Here is a 17,702-nt window from a genome sequence, read left to right as displayed (position 1 = left end):
ATCTCTATGCTGATTATCAGGGGTTTTTAAGCGGAGAGTGAGGGATTCGAACCCCCGGACCTGTTACAGTCAACAGTTTTCAAGACTGCCGCAATCGACCACTCTGCCAACTCTCCGCCGCAAAAGTACAAATCCTAAGTGCTTCTGCAAATCTGAACTGCTTTTTTTTGTCGTTTTTCTGTGAGATTCGCCTAAACAGACACATTATCAGACTATTATTTTGCAGCACAAAAGGCAGGTAATCTCTTAGGAAGCTTCTTTTATTTCTTGGCAACCTTCTTCAGTAATAATTCAGGCTCATTCGTAGTTATAAAATCCACGTTCTCTTTTAATAGCCAGTCCATGTCGTCTTCGCTGTTAACCGTCCACACGTTAACCGTCAATTTGTTCTGATGTGCCTCCCTAATCCAATTGGGATTTTTCCTAAGCACCGAATGATGATAATCGAGTCCATACAACTTGTCTTTGGCCAGTTCTTCAGGGGTCTTTTCGCCCTTCAGGTACGAAACTTTTGCATATGGAGCCAACTTGATAATTTCCTTACAAATGTCATAGTCGAAACTGATATAATCTACCCATCCCTGAGCTTTAAATTGCTCCACTATCTCTAAAGCTTTATGGCTTAAGGCAATTCCCCGTTCTTTGCTTACGGCGGAAGGTTTAAGCTCCAGGATAAGTTTGGTTTTATTTTGTTTCATACCCTCACGAAGGAAATCTTCCAAGGTAGGAAGACTTTCGCCGTTTGACAGCTTAATAGAACTGAGTACCTCCGACCCGGTTTTTTCAATAGCTATATTCTGAATTGTCGCATCATGATTAACGAAGATCCTGGAGTCTTCAGAAAGATGAACATCAAATTCGCTTCCTTCGCAGCCCATAGATATGGCGTGTTTTAACGCAGCCACTGAGTTTTCAGGGGAGGAGGTGTTTTTCCAGGCACCCCGATGCGCTATAACCTTGTTTTTTATAAACTGATCGTTTACTACTCTGAACGTGTTTGTTATTTCGCCGATATCCGTCTTTGCAACTACAGTTACATCATACCAGCTTTTTGGATCTTTAGTTTTACGTATAGACAGCTCGTTATTTTTGCCGATTTTGAACAGATCTCCTTCATAGCCTGTGACACTGGCGGAATGAATAGCAGCGCCTTCTTTATTAATCTTTATGAAGCCAACTTTAGACTTGCTTTCAGAAAACGTATAGTCAGATAAATAGATTGTCTTGTGTTCCTGGCCCATAATTTTGAAGATAACCATTAACAATAAGATAATGTTAGTTGTAAGTGTTTTGAACATATCTGTAGTGAAAAAAATATGAGTAAAGATACATTTCCCATGTTATGATAAAGATAATGTATTGTTATACGAAAAAATAAATTGATCTGGCATAGGGGTGAAAGCTTGTCGTCTTGTCATATTCTCAAAAGACAATAATGAGGATCTATAATTACACCACTAAGATTAAACAAATAATAGTAACATTACTGGCATTTACGGGATTGCAGGGAATAGCTCAAACACACAACAGCGACCGGGTACACCTGGGTATTCTTTATCCTATAAGCACACACGGCACTGATGCGCCCTTAGATACAAATGATTTTTCACTTCACCTTCTGGGAGGCGTTTCTGCCGAAGAGAGAGGTTTGGCTTTCGCAGGATTCGCAAACGTGGTTCGGAATAATATCAGGGGAGTTGCTTTTGCGGGATTTTCAAACCATATAGGGAAAAAAGCGGACGGAATGTTATTTGCTGGTTTTGCAAATACTTATGGCGAAGGCAGAGGCATGCAGTTTGCGGGTTTCAGTAATGTGGCTTCGGATAATGTTGAAGGGGCGCAGTTCGCAGGATTTTTAAACAAAGCAGATAACTTGATGGGAACTCAGATAGCAGGTTTTTCAAATCATGCCATGGAAGTTTCCGGATCTCAGTTTGCTGGTTTCGCCAATACTGCAAAAGCCGTCGGCGGCTCGCAGTTTGCGGGATTTAGCAACGTGACCGGGCAAAAAGTGAAGGGTTCGCAGTTAAGCGGCTTTATTAATGTGGCTAAAGAAGTTTCGGGGTCGCAGGTGGCCGGTTTTATTAATGTCGCGAAAAAAGTGAAGGGTGCACAAATAGCTGGATTTATTAATATTGCTGATAGCAGCGATCATCCTGTCGGGATCATCAATATTATAAAAAATGGCGAAAAAAGCATCGGCTTTAGCGTCGATGAGAATCAAACCAGCCTGCTTACTTTCCGCTCCGGAGGAAAGGTACTTTATGGAATACTTGGAGCGGGTTATAACTTTGAAAACGAAGATCATGTTTATGCCATGGAAGCCGGATTTGGTGCGCATTTTTTTCGAACCAGATTTTTTCGACTAAACACCGAAGCTACCTTCCAGATGCTGGAAAACTTTACAGCCGGCGATTACTTTAAATCATCACTGAAACTCATGCCTTCTGTGAGATTTACTAAAAAACTGGAACTCTTCGGCGGTCCTTCCTTTAATTATATTAATACTAATACTCTGGAGGGTAAGGCATTAATCAACGACTATATGTGGGAACATCAAAATCGCTGGGGTAAAGATTTTCATGCTACTTATATAGGCTATCAGGCGGGACTAAACTTTATTTTTTAATCATATCATTTTAGTAAAACACCATTTAAACATATGAAAGCTTTATTTTATCTATCAATTTTAGGATTTCTCTTTGTATCGTGTACAAAGGAAAGGTTGGAAGCAAATGGTAACCGGACTACGGAAGTTCGCAGACCCAACGATTTTCGGCAGGTGCTAAGCAGCGGAGCCAATAACATCCGTATTAGCTATGGACCAGACTACGAGGTGGAACTCCGTGGTTCATCTAATCTCCTGCCGCACTTTAAAACGGAAGTATTTAATGGCACCCTTAAACTTGGCTATGAACGTGTAAATGTGCAGGACGACGACATCGAAGTATATGTTACCATGCCGTTCATTAACGGGGCAACGCTTAGCGGAAGCGGAAAGCTGAATATCTCCGGAAATTTCGACTATCAGGAAAATTTCGATGTGAGGATAAGTGGTTCGGGTGATATAGTGGTAGAGGATGAGTTTGTTGCAAGGAAAGTGAACGTCACCGTTTCAGGCTCAGGTGACGCTGATCTGAGTAAAGTTTATAGCAGCTCAGCTGATGTTAAAATCTCAGGCAGCGGAGATGTATGGGTCAATCCGACAGAAAGTCTGAAGGTGAAAATCAGCGGTAGTGGAAACGTTTATTATTTCGGCAACCCGGTGATAGATTCAAATATCAGCGGTAGCGGTGGAGTTGTAAAGAAAAACTAATATTAGTCGACCAGTTTGCTATAGGCTTCAACAGCTTTAAGTTGGCTCGATACAATCTCATCCTGTCCAGCTGCTGAGAGCAGATATCTTTCTTCAGCACTATTACTTAAAAAGCCGATCTCGGTTAATATCGCAGGCATGGCCGCTCGTGCAAGGACGGCCAGGCTTTGCTCTTTATAGCCGCGATCCTGTCGGCCGATCTTCCTGTATTGCTGCTGCATGATACGGGCAAAATTTATGCTCTGATCCCGATTAGCATTTTTTATCAAAGAAAAAATGATGATACTCTCCGGGTCGCGGGGATCATATCCGTCATAGTTCTTTTTATAGTCTTTTTCAAGCAAAATGGATGCGTTTTCACGTAAGGCAACGTCCTGCTCTTTCAAGCGTCCAAATCCGGAAACAAAGGATTCGGTACCTTTTATACTAGCCCTGTTGGCTGCGTTAGCGGGTAATGAGTTACAATGGATAGAAATAAATAAACTTGCTTTTGCGTTGTTGGCTAATGCAATTCGCTTATATAAAGGTACCTGCACGTCACTCGTTCTTGTATAGAGCACCTTAAGGTCGCGATATCTGGCTTTCAACGCTTTACCTAGTTTAAGTGCAACTTTCAGAGTAATATCCTTTTCGCGTGAATTTTTGCCACGAGTGCCGCTGTCGACACCTCCATGCCCGGCATCGAGCACTATACTTTTCAATCCTGGAGGGGTTTTTTGCAGGCTGATAAAGGATGTGTTTATCAACAAAGGGAAACCGAGAAAAAGAAGTTGAAATTTATAATGGGGGATTGATTTTTTCATGCGTAATATTACCGGTTGATGCCTGATGTATTAGCCGGCAATATTACGCAAATTGAGAAACTTGTGAAAGCTACAATGATGTTACACGAAGGAGAGGACTTTAGCCACTTATCACTTCCCGCCAGGCATTTGCCATTAGCTGGGCACCTGCAATGCTCGGATGCACCCCATCTGGAGCCCAGTAGTCGCCAGGCGCAACCTTCAAAGCATTATCGAACACTTTTTGATAAGGAATAAACGCAGCTCCGAAAGTATCTGCAATATTCCTGGCAGCTTCCTGATAGGGCTTTAGTGCCGGAGCCCAGCTGGCATCAACGGATTTGCCAATGATAGAAAAAGGCTCGCCAATGATCAGCTTAACATCAGGCAAAGCCTTCAGGGTTCTTTCAATCAGAGCTTTATAGTCATTCTTGTATGTTTCGATTGTACCATCGTATTTTTTATTCCTGAAATGCCAGTAGTCGTTTACGCCGATAAGTATGCTAAGAACATTGGGTTTTAATTCCAGGGCGTCGGCATCCCATCGCTCTGCCAGTTGGTAAACTTTATTGCCGCTTATTCCTTTATTGTAGATTTTTAAACGTTTACCAGGGTGGTTATTTAAAAGACTTGCCGTTGCTAGAAATGAGTAACCGCCTCCAAGCGCTTTCTGGTTGTTGAACGCAGTTTCTGTGCGTACTCTGCCTGCATCGGTTATTGAATCGCCTTGAAACAGAATGACATCATCCGCTTTTAGAGAAATTTTCTTTGATTTTGCATTTTCTGAAGCAAAGGAAGAAACGATTACCTGTGGCATAGTCAGAGCCGCAAGGGTGCCTAGTGAAGCTTTTTGTAAAAAGTTTCTTCTGTTAGAGTTGTTTGTTTTCATGAATATGGAAGTATATCTGGTTTGATAGTAAATTGATCACTTTAAGGGCGAAATATAAATATTTTTTTGAAACACATAGGGCACAAAGTTAAACCAGAGAGTACACAGAGAAGAAATTTTCGTGTACCTTTGTGCCTGCTCCATGTTCTCTGTGGTTTCTCAAAACAAACCTATCCACATTTCCCTTCTTTTTCCACAACACGTCTTAAAGCAAATACAATGATTTAAATTCGCAGGTTAAAATTAGAAAAGGCTTGGCAAAAACTGCAACCGCGACTAAAGAGACCCCTTTAATGCAGCAATACAATACCATCAAGGCTAAATACCCTGGTGCTTTGTTGTTGTTCAGGGTTGGCGATTTTTATGAAACCTTCGGTGAAGATGCTGTAAAAGCTTCGGGAATTTTAGGTATTGTTTTGACCCGGCGAGCAAATGGATCCGCTGCATATATCGAACTGGCAGGTTTTCCTCACCATTCGCTGGAAACCTATCTTCCTAAACTAGTCAGGGCAGGCCAACGGGTGGCAATCTGTGATCAGCTTGAAGATCCTAAAACAACCAAAACTATTGTAAAACGGGGGGTGACGGAACTTGTTACTCCTGGTGTAGCCTATAGTGATAATATTGTTCAGCAAAAGACCAATAACTACCTTGCTTCTATATATTTTGAAAAGAATACCGTAGGAATCGCCTTCGTCGATATTTCTACCGGCGAATTCCTGGTGGCTCAGGGAAACTGCGAGTATATAGATAAGTTGCTGCAGGGCTTCAAGCCGAGTGAAGTGATCTTTCAGAAGAGCCGTAACCGTGACTTTGCAGAGACCTTTGGTGATAGATTTTATACCTATTGTCTCGACGAATGGCCCTATACCGGTGATTATGCTCATGAGTGTTTGCTGAAACACTTTGAGGTTAAATCCTTGAAAGGATTCGGGATTGAACGTTTGCCTCTGGCTATCACAGCGGCTGGAGTTGCCTTGCATTACCTCAACGAAACAGAACACCGGAACCTTCAGCATATTTCGAATATTTCCAGGATTGAGGAAGACCGCTATATGTGGCTCGACCGCTTTACTATCCGCAACCTCGAACTTGTAGGCTCGGCCAACGAAAATGCGATAACGCTGGTGGATGTTCTGGACCAAACCTGTTCTCCGATGGGAGCGAGGATGCTGAGACGCTGGATAGTGATGCCATTGAAGGAAAAAAAGCCTATTCAGGACCGATTGGATGTGGTGGAATATTTCATCCAGCATGACGAATTAAGGGAATCGCTGGCACAGGAAATTAAACAGATAGGGGATCTGGAACGAATGATCTCCAAAATTGGTTTGCTTAAAGCCAATCCACGCGAAGTATGTCAGTTAAAAAGGGCACTAATTGCCATTGAAGCTATAAAAAAACAGTGCGGAGAGGCGGATAATATTGCTCTTAAAACTTTAGCAGAGCAGCTAAATCCATGTTCGATCATTCGCGATAAGATCGAAAGGGAACTACATCCTGAACCTCCTGTAATGGTAATAAAGGGTGGCGTAATAGCAGAAGGAATCGATGAAGAACTTGACCGGCTGAGAAAAATTGCTTTTGGCGGAAAGGGCTATTTGCTGGAGATCCAGAAAAGAGAAGCGGAAACTACGGGAATCCCTTCATTGAAAGTGGCTTTTAACAACGTTTTTGGCTACTACCTCGAGGTTACTAATGCCCATAAAGATAAGGTTCCTTCTGAGTGGATCCGAAAGCAGACGCTGGTGAATGCCGAGCGGTATATTACTCCAGAGCTGAAAGAATATGAAGAGCAGATCCTGGGTGCAGAAGAGAAGATCCATGCACTCGAAACAAGACTCTATAATGAGCTGGTTTTTGCCTTATCTGAATACATCAAGCCTATCCAGCTTAATGCACAGTTGATCGCCCAGCTGGACGTGCTGCTTTGCTTTGCAAGCACTGCCATCAAGAACTATTATGTCAAGCCTGAGATCAATACCGAGTCGATCATTGACATCAAGGGAGGACGGCACCCGGTAATAGAAAGGAACCTTCCGGCAGGAGAGGAGTATATCACCAACGATGTGTTTCTTGACAGCGAAACCCAGCAGATCATTATCATCACCGGACCAAACATGGCTGGTAAGTCGGCCTTACTGAGACAAACCGGTTTGATCGTGCTAATGGCTCAGATCGGTTGCTTTGTGCCTGCCAAGACCGCCAGGATAGGTTTGGTAGATAAAATATTTACCCGGGTAGGTGCGTCAGATAATCTCTCTTCCGGGGAGTCAACCTTCATGGTGGAGATGAATGAAACCGCGAGTATCCTGAATAACCTTTCGGATAAGAGCTTGATCCTGCTGGATGAGATAGGCAGGGGTACTTCCACTTATGACGGGATCTCTATAGCCTGGGCTATAGCAGAGTTTCTTCATAACAACCCGGTAGCAAAAGCCAAAACCTTGTTTGCTACGCATTATCATGAACTAAATGAACTTTCCAATTCTTTTAACCGCATAAAGAATTTCAATGTATCTGTAAAGGAGGTTGGAAATAAAGTCATTTTCCTGCGAAAATTGGTTCCTGGCGGCAGTGAACACAGTTTTGGCATTCATGTGGCAAAAATGGCGGGAATGCCCCCAAAACTTATCGGCCGCGCAAATGAGATATTAAAACGACTGGAGCAGGAACGCACAGGTGGTGAACATATTAAAGACAGCATCAAAAAAGTCCAGCAACAAGCTTACCAGCTGCAGATGTTTTCCATCGATGATCCGGTGCTGGTAAAGATCCGGGATCTTCTTAACAACCTTGATGTAAATACTCTGACACCGGTAGAAGCTTTGATGAAGCTGGATGAGATACAGCGGGTGATAAAGAATTAATATGAAAGCATCGGGCTAAACTAACAGGTGTTAAAAACTTCTGTTAGTTTAAAAAAGTAAGTTTTGAGACCTTGGCACTATGGTTAGATTCGAGGGACTAAGTAAAATAGCTGCTTTAATGTTTATAGCTGCAACGCTCTTAACATCCTGCAACAGTAAAAAGATGCTTACAGATGCATCTAAAAGTAGAGGTAAAACCTTTAAAGGTTCTGTAAAAGAGCGATATGCAGAACTACTTGATGTGTCGGAAAGGGAAATAAAGAACGAAAAACTCTATAGGTTCATTGACGAGTGGATGGGGGTTCCTCACAAAAATGCCGGAATGGATAAGAGAGGGGTTGATTGTTCTGGCTTTACTACATTACTTCAAAGGGAAATTTATAACAAGAACCTGCCGCGAGTGGCCAGGCAAATGGCACAGACGGTTAAACGAAAGTACGAGGAACAGCTGGAAGAAGGTGACCTCGTGTTTTTCGATTTTAGCGGCCAGCCATTCAGTCATGTTGGCGTGTATCTTAAGAACAATCGCTTTGTTCATGTATCAACGAGCAAAGGTGTTATTATCAGCTATTTAAAAGATCCATGGTATTACAAATACTTCTCACGCGCGGGTAGTATAAAAAACGATCTTTTATTTTCAGATGCCCAATAAACATCTTAATTTTATAGGAACAAAAGCAGCCTGTGAAATTATTCATTACAATAGGATTGTTCATAGTTTCGATGTCGCCGGTAAAAGCGCAGACAGTAAATCTGCTTACGGTGGATCAGCTTGAAAAACGAATTAACCAAGGTAAAGATACTATTTATGTCGTAAACTTCTGGGCCACCTGGTGCGCGCCCTGTATCAAAGAATTACCTCACTTTGAAAAATTGCAGGCAAGCTATAAATCTCAGCCTCTAAAGGTCTTACTGATCAGTCTCGACTTTAAATCAAAGATGAATTCGAGCGTTGTTCCTTTTGTGAGGAAAAAGCAACTCAAAAACGAAGTGTTTCTGTTGAATGAAAGTAATGCTCAACAGTATATCGACCGGATAAGCAAAGAATGGTCAGGCGCGCTGCCTGCAACACTGATAGTAAATAAACAAAAAAATGTTCGGGAGTTTTATGAGAAAGAATTCACGTATAATGATCTGGAGAAAATCTATCAGTCTGTAAACTAAGACTATAAACAATAAATGCTATGAAAACACTAATAACCATTTTTTTGTCGTGCCTGGTACTCTTTGCCAGCGCTCAAACTGCCGGGTACAAAGTAGGAGATGCTGTTTCTGATTTCAGTCTTAAAAATGTTGATGGCAATAAAGTTTCCCTGGCCGATTATAAAGATGCTAAAGGGTACATTGTAGTTTTTACCTGTAATACATGCCCTTATGCCATCGCTTACCAGGACAGGCTTATTGCTCTGAACGCAAAATACGCTCCCCTTGGTTATCCTGTAATTGCCATCAATCCGAACGATGCCGGTGTGCAGCCTGCTGATTCGTATGAGAAAAATCAGCAACGGGCAAAGGAGAAAAACTTTAAATTCCCTTACCTAACTGATCCGGATCAAGTAGTTACCAGGCAATTTGGCCCCAGTCGTACGCCTCATGTGTTTGTTGTAGAGAAGTCGCCTACGGGGAATGTTGTTCAGTATATTGGTGCGATAGATAACGATACTGAAGGAAATAATCCAGAAAAACTTAAATATGTTGAAGCGGCTGTCGATGCCCTGTCTTCAGGTAGAAAGCCAGCGGTCACTACTACAAAGGCAATCGGATGTACCATAAAATGGAAAAAACAAGGTGCTTAATTTCTCGATCGGACTCTTATGCTTGAAGGGGAATTAGAAAATCTTATTTTTGTGCCGGAGCTAATCAAGCTCCGGTTTTTTATGCCCGATAAAAAAAGTGATTATTCGTTCTGGACGAAGTACAAACGTTTTGCAGGAACCGAAGTATTGTTGTATATCACCATGATTGCAGGAATTTTATTGGGTATTCTAATCTTTTCCTGATAGTCTAAAGCCGCCCCGCCTATCAATCGCGTCTCCCTGAGGTTGTTTGTGATCTAAATACAGATGTTATGTGTCTAATGATTTGATTTTCTGTGACGAAGCTCATTTCTTTTCAATACATCAGGTCGCATATTTATATCAAACAATTAACCCTCAATATCATGAAAAGTAAAATATTAGACTCCGTTTTAAAATTAACAGTCGGCACTGAAATTGCCTTATTGGCTGTTGCAATTTATGCTATCATCAGAGTATTGGTCAGATAAATTCAGATCAAAATATTTCAACAATTTGAATCCTTTGAATAGATGATGAGGCTGCAGGCCTGTATGATGGTTTCGCAGCCTCTTTTTTGTTAATAATATTTTCGTCTATAATAGCACGAGGTATTGTTTTATTTCTTTCCCTCTGTTAGATTTGAATACCTTGATCACAATTTCTTTAACTGCCATATTTCCTTCCCGGAACTTATGAAAGTGGGTGAAACTGTACAGAGGCTTTCCTTACGTTCAATTAAATCAATTAAGTTATGAATTATTATTTAAGTGCTTTTAAAAATTATGCTGTATTTTCAGGCAGGGCAAGGCGCAGCGAGTACTGGTACTTCACTCTGTTTCATGTTATCATCATTTACGGTTTGACACTTCTGAATGCAGCTCAGGAGACAACTTTCCTCACAATTCTGGTTACAGCCTACCAGCTTGTTGCCTTTATACCAAGTATAGCTGTTGGCGTTAGAAGAATGCATGATGTAGGAAAAAGTGGTTGGTATCTACTGATTCCCATCTATAATCTTGTGCTGGCATGTACCAATGGCACCGTAGGAGAAAACGAATATGGTCAGGACCCCAAAGGGGAGCTAGTTCTTGAAGAAGAAGAACAATATTAAGCCAGTAGGGATCAATGATGCTGACCATTGATCTTTCCTTCTTTATAAAGCGCTGTTGAAAAAAAGAAGCGCTATAAGTTGAGCCAGGCTCATATTGTTTGCTTTAAATTGCTATTTTTGTTAGCAAAAAAACCGGCTAATGAAGATCTTACATACTGCAGACTGGCATCTCGGAAAGAAATTAGAGCAATGTGAGCGAACTGACGAGCATCAGGATTTTTTAAACTGGCTGATTCATAAACTCAATGAGGAATGTATAGAGGTCTTAATTATTGCCGGCGATATCTTTGACACCGGAACACCGTCGAATGCAGCTCTCGAACAGTATTATCGCTTTCTGCGGCATGTGAAAAACACGTGTTGCAGGGAGGTGATCATTATAGGGGGGAACCACGACTCTATCAGCACACTTAATGCACCTAAAGACCTGCTGAAATATTTCAATGTTCATATCATCGGAGGTGTGCCGGATGAATTCACCGAACAGATCATTCCGGTTCATGATAAAAAGGGCGATCTGAAATTAGTAGTATGCGCTGTTCCATTTCTCCGGGATAAGGACATACGGCTCTCGATTACCGGAGAAACCAGTGAAGAACGCGAAATACGGATCAAACAAGGTATCCGCGATCATTATCACCAGTTCAGGGAATATATAGCGCCTTTCAAGTCGGAAGGCATTCCTGTGATCGCTACCGGTCACCTTTTTGCAGCGGGGTCTAGTACCTCAGACAGCGAAAAGGAAATCCATGTTGGTAACCTGGGACAGGTATATGGAGATCAGTTTCCGGAGGAATTCGACTACATTGCCTTAGGTCATATTCACCGGCCTCAAACAGTCAATAAGATGAATCATATCAGGTATTCGGGTTCGCCGGTTCCATTGAGCTTTTCGGAGACTGAGGATAAAAAGCAAGTGATCATTCTCGAGTTTGAAGACGGCAAGTTAAGCCGGCTTGAAGAACATGAGGTGCCCTGCTGCCGGAAACTGATACGCATTAAAGGTGATCTGGATACGGTAAAGCGTAAATTGCTGATCCTCGAAGATCACCAGCTGAAATATCCCGCCTGGGTAGAGGTTCAGGTAGAGACGGATAAATTTATTCATGATCTTGATGAACAGTTAAATAAGCTAAGGGAAAACAAAGCTTTTATTGATCGTTTCTTTTCCCGGCAGGTTAGAAGCCGGCCTTTGATGAATCTGGATCAGCAGCTTGCGGAAGTGGCAGCATTAACTGATCTGGAACCCAAAACGGTTTTTTTGAAAAGATGTGAAGCTGAATTTGGAGAAGCAGACTACATGGATCTGGTAAAGACATTTGAAGAGGCTCTGGAACAAATGGGCCAGAAAGAAAACTAAGAACTGGTAGAAAGCTGATTGGGTATGCGCATTGTAAGTATCAGATTCCTGAATTTAAATTCTTTAAAAGGGTTACATGAAATCCGCTTTGATCAGGCTCCATTTAATGAAAGCGGATTATTTGCTATTACTGGTCCGACAGGGGCTGGTAAAACAACCATATTAGATGCAATCACTGTCGCCTTGTACGGAAAAGTTCACCGGCATAATAAGGACGTGGAAGAGATCATGTCCAGGCATACTGCTGAATGCTTCGCAGAAATTGAATTTGAGGTAAAGAAGAAATTCTATCGGTCTAAGTGGTCACTTAGAAGGAGCAGGGGCCGTGTAGACGGTGCCATTCAGAACGAAAAGATGGAACTCGCCGAACTCAGCAGCGGAGAGTTTATAGGTGGGCATACCACCACATTAGTTAAGCAGGCAATTATAGAACTTTGCGGCCTGGACTACAACCAGTTCCTCCGTTCCGTTATGTTATCCCAGGGGGATTTCACAAGATTTCTCAAAGCTGACGACAATGAAAGAAGTGAGTTGCTTGAGAAAATAACAGATACGGGCATTTATTCTGAAATATCTCGTTTTACATTCGAGAGGCAAAAAGTTGAGCGGGAACGCTTAGAGAACCTTCAATCAAGGCTGGAAAGTGTACATCTCTTATCTGAAGAGGAGCGAGCTGGATATCAGTTGCGCCTAAGCGAGCTGCAGCGGGAAGCCAAACAGTTAAAAACTGATCAAAGCAGTATCACAGACAAGATCAGCTGGCTAAATAATATTGAGAAACTAAGTATCAAAATACAAGCGCTTAATGTTGAGCTTGAAGAACAGTCTGCGGTGTTTGAAAGCAAAAAAGATGATTTTGAGCGTTTAAGACTTCATGTGCAGGCCCTTGAATTTAAGCCAGCACTTGCTCAAATTAATAGTTACCAGGAGCAGCGTTCTAAGCAACGTCAGGAGCTGGATATTCTGCAAAAAAACTATCCTGAAATCAGCGTGGAGGTTGACAGGGCCAGTCAGCAGCTAGAGCAGGTCAAATTAAGCGTTGAAACAGCCACAAGAGAACTGACGATAGCCGAACCTCTTTTAGCGAGAGTGGTTCAGATGGACTCCGGATTGGCATCTTTAAAAAGTCAGATTGAACGCTACGGCGCAGCCTGTCAGTTAAGCCAGGAAGATGTAAATAGTGTAATAAAAGTCGAAGAGACTAAAGCGGCGCAGGTAAGTAAACTAGTGGCTCAACTTACAGATCTGGACCGTTGGATCCGCGAAAACAACCAGGATAAACATATTGAAAAACAGGTGCTTGTTTTCGCTCAATTAAATAAACAGTACGAGTTAAATACAGACGCTTTAGAGACTGGAAATTCTGAGCTGCTTATGTATAAAAAGCAGCAAAATGAGGCTGAAACTTTTATTGCAAGTAACACTGTTGACATAGAAGCGGCAGAAAAGGACCTGTGGAAGGATAGAGAGAAGCTCCAGCTAAGCCTGCTTAAGCAGCAACAGATCCTTGAAAGTAGAACATTGGAAGAGCTGGAGGAGGAGGCGAACGAAATTCCGGCGATCTTAGGCTATTGTGAACAACAATATAGGTTATCGAAGCAATTTCATAGCCTTTCGGATAGTTACAAAGAACTTGATTTAGCGACCAAAAAAGCTCAGGAAAACTTTGCTGCAGAGCAAAAGTTGTTCGGTATACTCAGCTCCGAAAAGGAAGCAGCCGAAGCAAATTTAAATGATCTGAGGCAAGTGGTAGAGCTACAACAGCGCATCCAGAAATATGAGGCCGACCGGTTATTGATTCAACCTGAAGAGCCCTGTCCTCTTTGCGGCTCTCTTCATCATCCTTATATTGAAACTAACTACCAATCAGCCCTTACCGATGCGGAAAGAAAGCGGAATGAACAAGATAAATATTTAAAGGATTTAACTTTAACATTCAACAGTCAATCTATTAGTTTAAATACATTACAGCTAAACCTAAAGTCTTCACAGGAGCAACTTGTTAAATTGAATTCTGAGATTACAAGTGTTAGGGATGAGTTTTTGAACACAAACACCTTGTTGCCAAGGCCGCTGGATATTGAAAAGACCGACATCATAGCTGCAATTATTCAGAAGAAAAAAGAACGCTTGAATTTATTGCATGGACAGATAAAAGAGATACGGCAATCCAAAGAATATGCTATTAAAATCCAGGAGCAGATTACGCTGAAAAATGAATCACTGATCCAGGCAAGAAGTAAAAATGAATCTGTATCGGTGCGCTTGCAATCTATCGAAGAACAAACCATCCGGATCAGCAAAACTATTGACGAACTGAAGGAGAAACAGCAAAGTGTCTTTTCGGATATATCCAGATTGCTATCTCCATTTCATATTGAATTCGATCCTCAGCACATTCATCTTATTGAACCTGCTTTGCTTGAGCGAGCCGAAAAGTACTCAAAAGCACTGAATACCTTCCAGCAAATGGAACTGGAGCTTATTCAGGTAAAGACGGACCTCGCTAAAACGGGCGAAATGCTGGCTGATAAATTAAGTAGTTTGTTGAAACAACAAAACGAGTTAAAACAAGAAGAGGAAAAGTACAAAAGGCTGTTAACTGAGCGGCGTACATTATTTGGCGATAAGGAGCCTGGGCAGGAACGTGAGCGACTGAACAAGACACTACAGACATACCGCGATCTTAAGGATAAGATTCAAAATATATTGCAGGAAAAGGAATCAGGATTGAAAGTCATTGAATCAAAAATCAATCGTTTGCTGGCAGACCTGGATGATAATAAAAACATGCTATCGCAGCTTAACAATGATCTGGTTATTGAATTGAAGTACTGTAATATCGAATCCATAGCAGCTCTGCAAATGCTTTTTTTACCTGAAGAGACTACACTGCAGCTTACGAAGCTAAAAAAGGAACTGGAATCAAAGTTAGATACTTTAAGGCAGATGAGACATGATACTCAGCTCGAACTAAACCAGGAACTAAGTAAGAATATGGGCGACGAAGATGTGGGTCACTTGCAGGTGCAACTTGAAACTCTCGATCAGCAGCTCAGTTCCTTAAACCAGGAGATCGGGAAGTTAAACCAGATTATCGTTGAGGATGATAAGTTAAAACTTAAGTTTGCAGAAGTAGCAGGGCAAATTGCTGTACAAGAAAAGGAATTTTCGAGATGGCAGAAATTGTCATCCCTGATAGGTTCAGCAGACGGCAAGAAATTCAGCCGTTTTGCCCAGGGCCTTACCCTGGCACGCTTAACAGAACTGGCCAACTATCACCTGAAAAAGCTAAGCGACCGCTACAGGATCTTAAAGACAGCTGAAAAAGACCTTGAACTGCAGATTCTGGATGCCTATCAGGCCGATGTGGTACGTCCAATGGCTACATTGTCAGGAGGGGAGAGCTTCCTCGTAAGTCTGGCCTTGGCTTTGGGCTTATCTGATCTGGCGAGTCGTAAGGTCGAAATAAATTCTTTATTTATAGACGAAGGCTTCGGTACCCTCGATGCCGAAACACTGGATATTGCTATTTCAGCCCTGGAAAACCTTCAGTCGAAGGGAAAAACTATTGGCATCATTTCGCATGTTGAGGCTCTGAAAGAACGTATTGGCACACAGATACAGGTGCAGAAACAGCCCGGTGGCTCAAGCCGGGTCAAAGTTGTGAGCTACCTAAGTGCATGAAGTACATAAGCTTTTCAGGCTTCGGCCACTATTTGCTTAAGCCGAAAAGCTTTAATTCCTTTTTAGACAGCTCTTTTTTATAAATACCTTCATTAGTATCGGCTGTATACTCTGTTCCGCTTGTCAGTTTAATATTTCCCAGTTTCGGGTCGTAAAATACCGGATCGATATAGCTGTAAACATTCAGTTCCTTACCATCTTCGCCGGTTTCACCGAAAGGTCTTTTGATATACATAAGCATTAATGAGAAACTGTATCTCCTGACATCAGTAATGTTACTGTTCATACCTAAAAAAGTGCCTGGATAAACCACCTGGCCAGGTTTAACCGCGATGCTGCCATGTTTGAAGCCAAGGTAACGGGCAATGCTTCCATCGGCATGTTCTATGTAAATTGCATTGCGTTGGCTGGTATAAGACACTAAACCAGCTTTACCTTCGGTTTTATACAGATCTTTAACTTCTGTAACCAGGCCTTTCCTGCACGCTACAATACTATCTTCTTTGTTGGTCACAAATGCGTATGCTTTCCAATCGGCCGGGGTTGCCTGTCCCAGATATTTTGATCCAACGAAACCCGATTCCAAAGCCCTGAATTTTGTATTTTTAGTATAAGGAAAAATGTACAAGAAATCAGTTTTTAATTTAGGTCTGTAAACACCCATTGCCGACCTGTAAGTGTAACTAAACCCTATTGGTCTTTGCGGATCTTGTGGCTTTAGAGTGAAAAGCTTGCCATGGATACCTTCTATTGTCTCATCGAAAACAGGTCCGTCGGATGCGTTACTTGGGTTTTTCAGCGTTACCTGGACGTAATAACTGCCAGGCGTCTGTTTATCGTATTTAAAGTCGACACTTTTGTCGTTATTCGGGGTAAGAGTTATCTTAATAGAATTCTCTTGCGCTTGCAATCTAACACTGACTAAAGCCAGGGCTAAAATTATTTTTATCTTCATTGTTATAAGACATTAGGATCGGACAATAATAACATTTTATGAAGATAAATCGAATAGCCTGGAAGATAAAAACGATAAATTTGCCGAAAACTCTATAGAGAGTCCATGGCACTGGTTACAAAGGCGTGTGAGCCCGGTTTTACTTTAGGAGTTCTATCTTATTTCCAGTTATTTAATAATCGACGAATAAGAATAATCTGACCGATGTGATAGGAGGCATGATCAGCTATTAGCGTTGCCTCCCTAAAAAGATGCTGACCGGTACCGTACTCAAATGGATGGAAAAGATTATTTCTTTCATCCTTCAGTAATTCGAAGAAGCGTTCTCTGTCGGATATGATCTGATCTATTGAATTTTCCCAGGCGGAGTCTGTTAAAGTTTCGAGGGGTGCAGGCCAGTATTCATCAGGCCACTTCGGGGAGACATGGTCAGCGGAACTACAGAACTCCACAATATCCCATTGCGTTATGCGAATATGCTCAACCAGGGACCAGATACTGTATGGGAGTTTATCAGGTGTCACTAATCTCAAATGCGGAGGAATATCCGCTATGGCTTCCTCAAAAGACATATGTGCATTGCCTTTAGTCATCAATTCGATTAACTCGACAGCAAGTGAAGCTCTTAGGTTTGATTCCATGCCCTTAAAACCCTTTGATTTACGAAATGGTTTGAGAAATTTTCAGGATCAAGAGTAATTTTAGGAGATAGGCTGGTTACAAATCAATGCAAAGTCCCGATAACAGCCAAAACTTTGGACCAGTGCCCAAAGTTTTCCGCCTGATCCTCCATTTTCATCGAAAGATAAAATCCAAAATAATTAAAAAGCCCTTTAACTGTCATTAAAGGGCTTTTTTCAGCGGAGAGTTAGGGATTCGAACCCCAGGACCTGTTACAGTCAACAGTTTTCAAGACTGCCGCAATCGACCACTCTGCCAACTCTCCGCCACAAA

General features: G+C 41.9%; 14 protein-coding genes and 2 tRNA genes. 9 read left to right on the top strand and 7 right to left on the bottom strand.

Translation table 11 applies throughout. The features are described 5' to 3' along the window. Positions 1-31: 31 nt before the first annotated feature. Both J3P37_RS19805 and J3P37_RS19800 read right to left on the bottom strand, forming a co-directional pair. A tRNA-Ser gene (locus tag J3P37_RS19805) sits at positions 32-116 on the bottom strand. A 144-nt stretch (positions 117-260) separates the two neighbouring features. After that, positions 261-1,298, bottom strand: a complete 1,038-nt coding sequence (locus J3P37_RS19800) for a glycerophosphodiester phosphodiesterase (protein ID WP_256013095.1) — start codon at positions 1,296-1,298, stop codon at positions 261-263. Between the two features lie 137 nt (positions 1,299-1,435). On the opposite strand from J3P37_RS19800, the gene J3P37_RS19795 reads away from it, so the two are divergent. Beyond that, positions 1,436-2,629: a hypothetical protein gene (locus J3P37_RS19795; RefSeq protein ID WP_256013094.1), complete on the top strand. Its 1,194-nt coding sequence runs from the start codon at positions 1,436-1,438 to the stop codon at positions 2,627-2,629. A 33-nt stretch (positions 2,630-2,662) separates the two neighbouring features. Then, the gene (locus J3P37_RS19790) at positions 2,663-3,316 is read left to right on the top strand and encodes a head GIN domain-containing protein (RefSeq protein ID WP_256013093.1); all 654 of its coding nucleotides are present in this window, start codon (positions 2,663-2,665) and stop codon (positions 3,314-3,316) included. Positions 3,317-3,318: 2 nt separating this feature from the next. On the opposite strand, the gene J3P37_RS19785 is transcribed toward J3P37_RS19790, so the two are convergent. Both J3P37_RS19785 and J3P37_RS19780 read right to left on the bottom strand, forming a co-directional pair. Continuing rightward, a complete protein-coding gene (locus tag J3P37_RS19785; protein ID WP_256013092.1) occupies positions 3,319-4,119 on the bottom strand; it encodes an N-acetylmuramoyl-L-alanine amidase family protein in 801 nt (266 codons plus the stop codon). 100 nt (positions 4,120-4,219) lie between these two features. After that, the gene (locus J3P37_RS19780) at positions 4,220-4,987 is read right to left on the bottom strand and encodes an SGNH/GDSL hydrolase family protein (protein ID WP_256013091.1); all 768 of its coding nucleotides are present in this window, start codon (positions 4,985-4,987) and stop codon (positions 4,220-4,222) included. A 293-nt stretch (positions 4,988-5,280) separates the two neighbouring features. On the opposite strand from J3P37_RS19780, the gene mutS reads away from it, so the two are divergent. The 7 genes from mutS (at position 5,281) to J3P37_RS19745 (ending at position 15,793) form a co-directional block, all read left to right on the top strand. Further along, entirely contained in the window at positions 5,281-7,857 is a 2,577-nt protein-coding gene (gene mutS, locus J3P37_RS19775) for a DNA mismatch repair protein MutS (protein ID WP_439648981.1), read from the top strand. A gap of 79 nt (positions 7,858-7,936) precedes the next feature. Then, positions 7,937-8,509 (top strand): C40 family peptidase, encoded by a 573-nt coding sequence (locus tag J3P37_RS19770; protein WP_256013089.1) that lies wholly within the window; start codon positions 7,937-7,939, stop codon positions 8,507-8,509. Positions 8,510-8,541: 32 nt separating this feature from the next. Beyond that, positions 8,542-9,021, top strand: coding sequence for a TlpA disulfide reductase family protein (locus tag J3P37_RS19765; protein WP_256013088.1), 480 nt, complete (start codon positions 8,542-8,544; stop codon positions 9,019-9,021). A gap of 20 nt (positions 9,022-9,041) precedes the next feature. Then, positions 9,042-9,653, top strand: coding sequence for a thioredoxin family protein (locus tag J3P37_RS19760; protein ID WP_256013087.1), 612 nt, complete (start codon positions 9,042-9,044; stop codon positions 9,651-9,653). Positions 9,654-10,386: 733 nt separating this feature from the next. Next, positions 10,387-10,746: a DUF805 domain-containing protein gene (locus tag J3P37_RS19755; protein WP_256013086.1), complete on the top strand. Its 360-nt coding sequence runs from the start codon at positions 10,387-10,389 to the stop codon at positions 10,744-10,746. A gap of 139 nt (positions 10,747-10,885) precedes the next feature. After that, on the top strand, positions 10,886-12,106 hold the full coding sequence (locus J3P37_RS19750) for an exonuclease SbcCD subunit D C-terminal domain-containing protein (protein WP_256013085.1): 1,221 nt from the start codon (positions 10,886-10,888) through the stop codon (positions 12,104-12,106). Positions 12,107-12,130: 24 nt separating this feature from the next. After that, the gene (locus J3P37_RS19745; RefSeq protein WP_256013084.1) at positions 12,131-15,793 is read left to right on the top strand and encodes an AAA family ATPase; all 3,663 of its coding nucleotides are present in this window, start codon (positions 12,131-12,133) and stop codon (positions 15,791-15,793) included. Positions 15,794-15,821: 28 nt separating this feature from the next. Here J3P37_RS19745 and J3P37_RS19740 read toward each other — a convergent pair whose 3' ends face one another. The 3 genes from J3P37_RS19740 to J3P37_RS19730 all read right to left on the bottom strand — a co-directional run bounded on the left by J3P37_RS19740 (position 15,822) and on the right by J3P37_RS19730 (position 17,694). Beyond that, on the bottom strand, positions 15,822-16,748 hold the full coding sequence (locus J3P37_RS19740; protein ID WP_256013083.1) for a M23 family metallopeptidase: 927 nt from the start codon (positions 16,746-16,748) through the stop codon (positions 15,822-15,824). Positions 16,749-16,906: 158 nt separating this feature from the next. Beyond that, the gene (locus J3P37_RS19735; RefSeq protein WP_256013082.1) at positions 16,907-17,389 is read right to left on the bottom strand and encodes a DinB family protein; all 483 of its coding nucleotides are present in this window, start codon (positions 17,387-17,389) and stop codon (positions 16,907-16,909) included. Positions 17,390-17,609: 220 nt separating this feature from the next. Continuing rightward, positions 17,610-17,694: transfer RNA gene (locus tag J3P37_RS19730), tRNA-Ser, on the bottom strand. Positions 17,695-17,702 lie beyond the last annotated feature (8 nt).

It is taken from the genome of Desertivirga xinjiangensis, assembly GCF_024436435.1.
Classification (GTDB): domain Bacteria; phylum Bacteroidota; class Bacteroidia; order Sphingobacteriales; family Sphingobacteriaceae; genus Desertivirga; species Desertivirga xinjiangensis.
The sequence above is the reverse complement of the archived record's forward strand: the minus strand, read 5'-3'. Positions and strand labels throughout refer to the sequence as shown.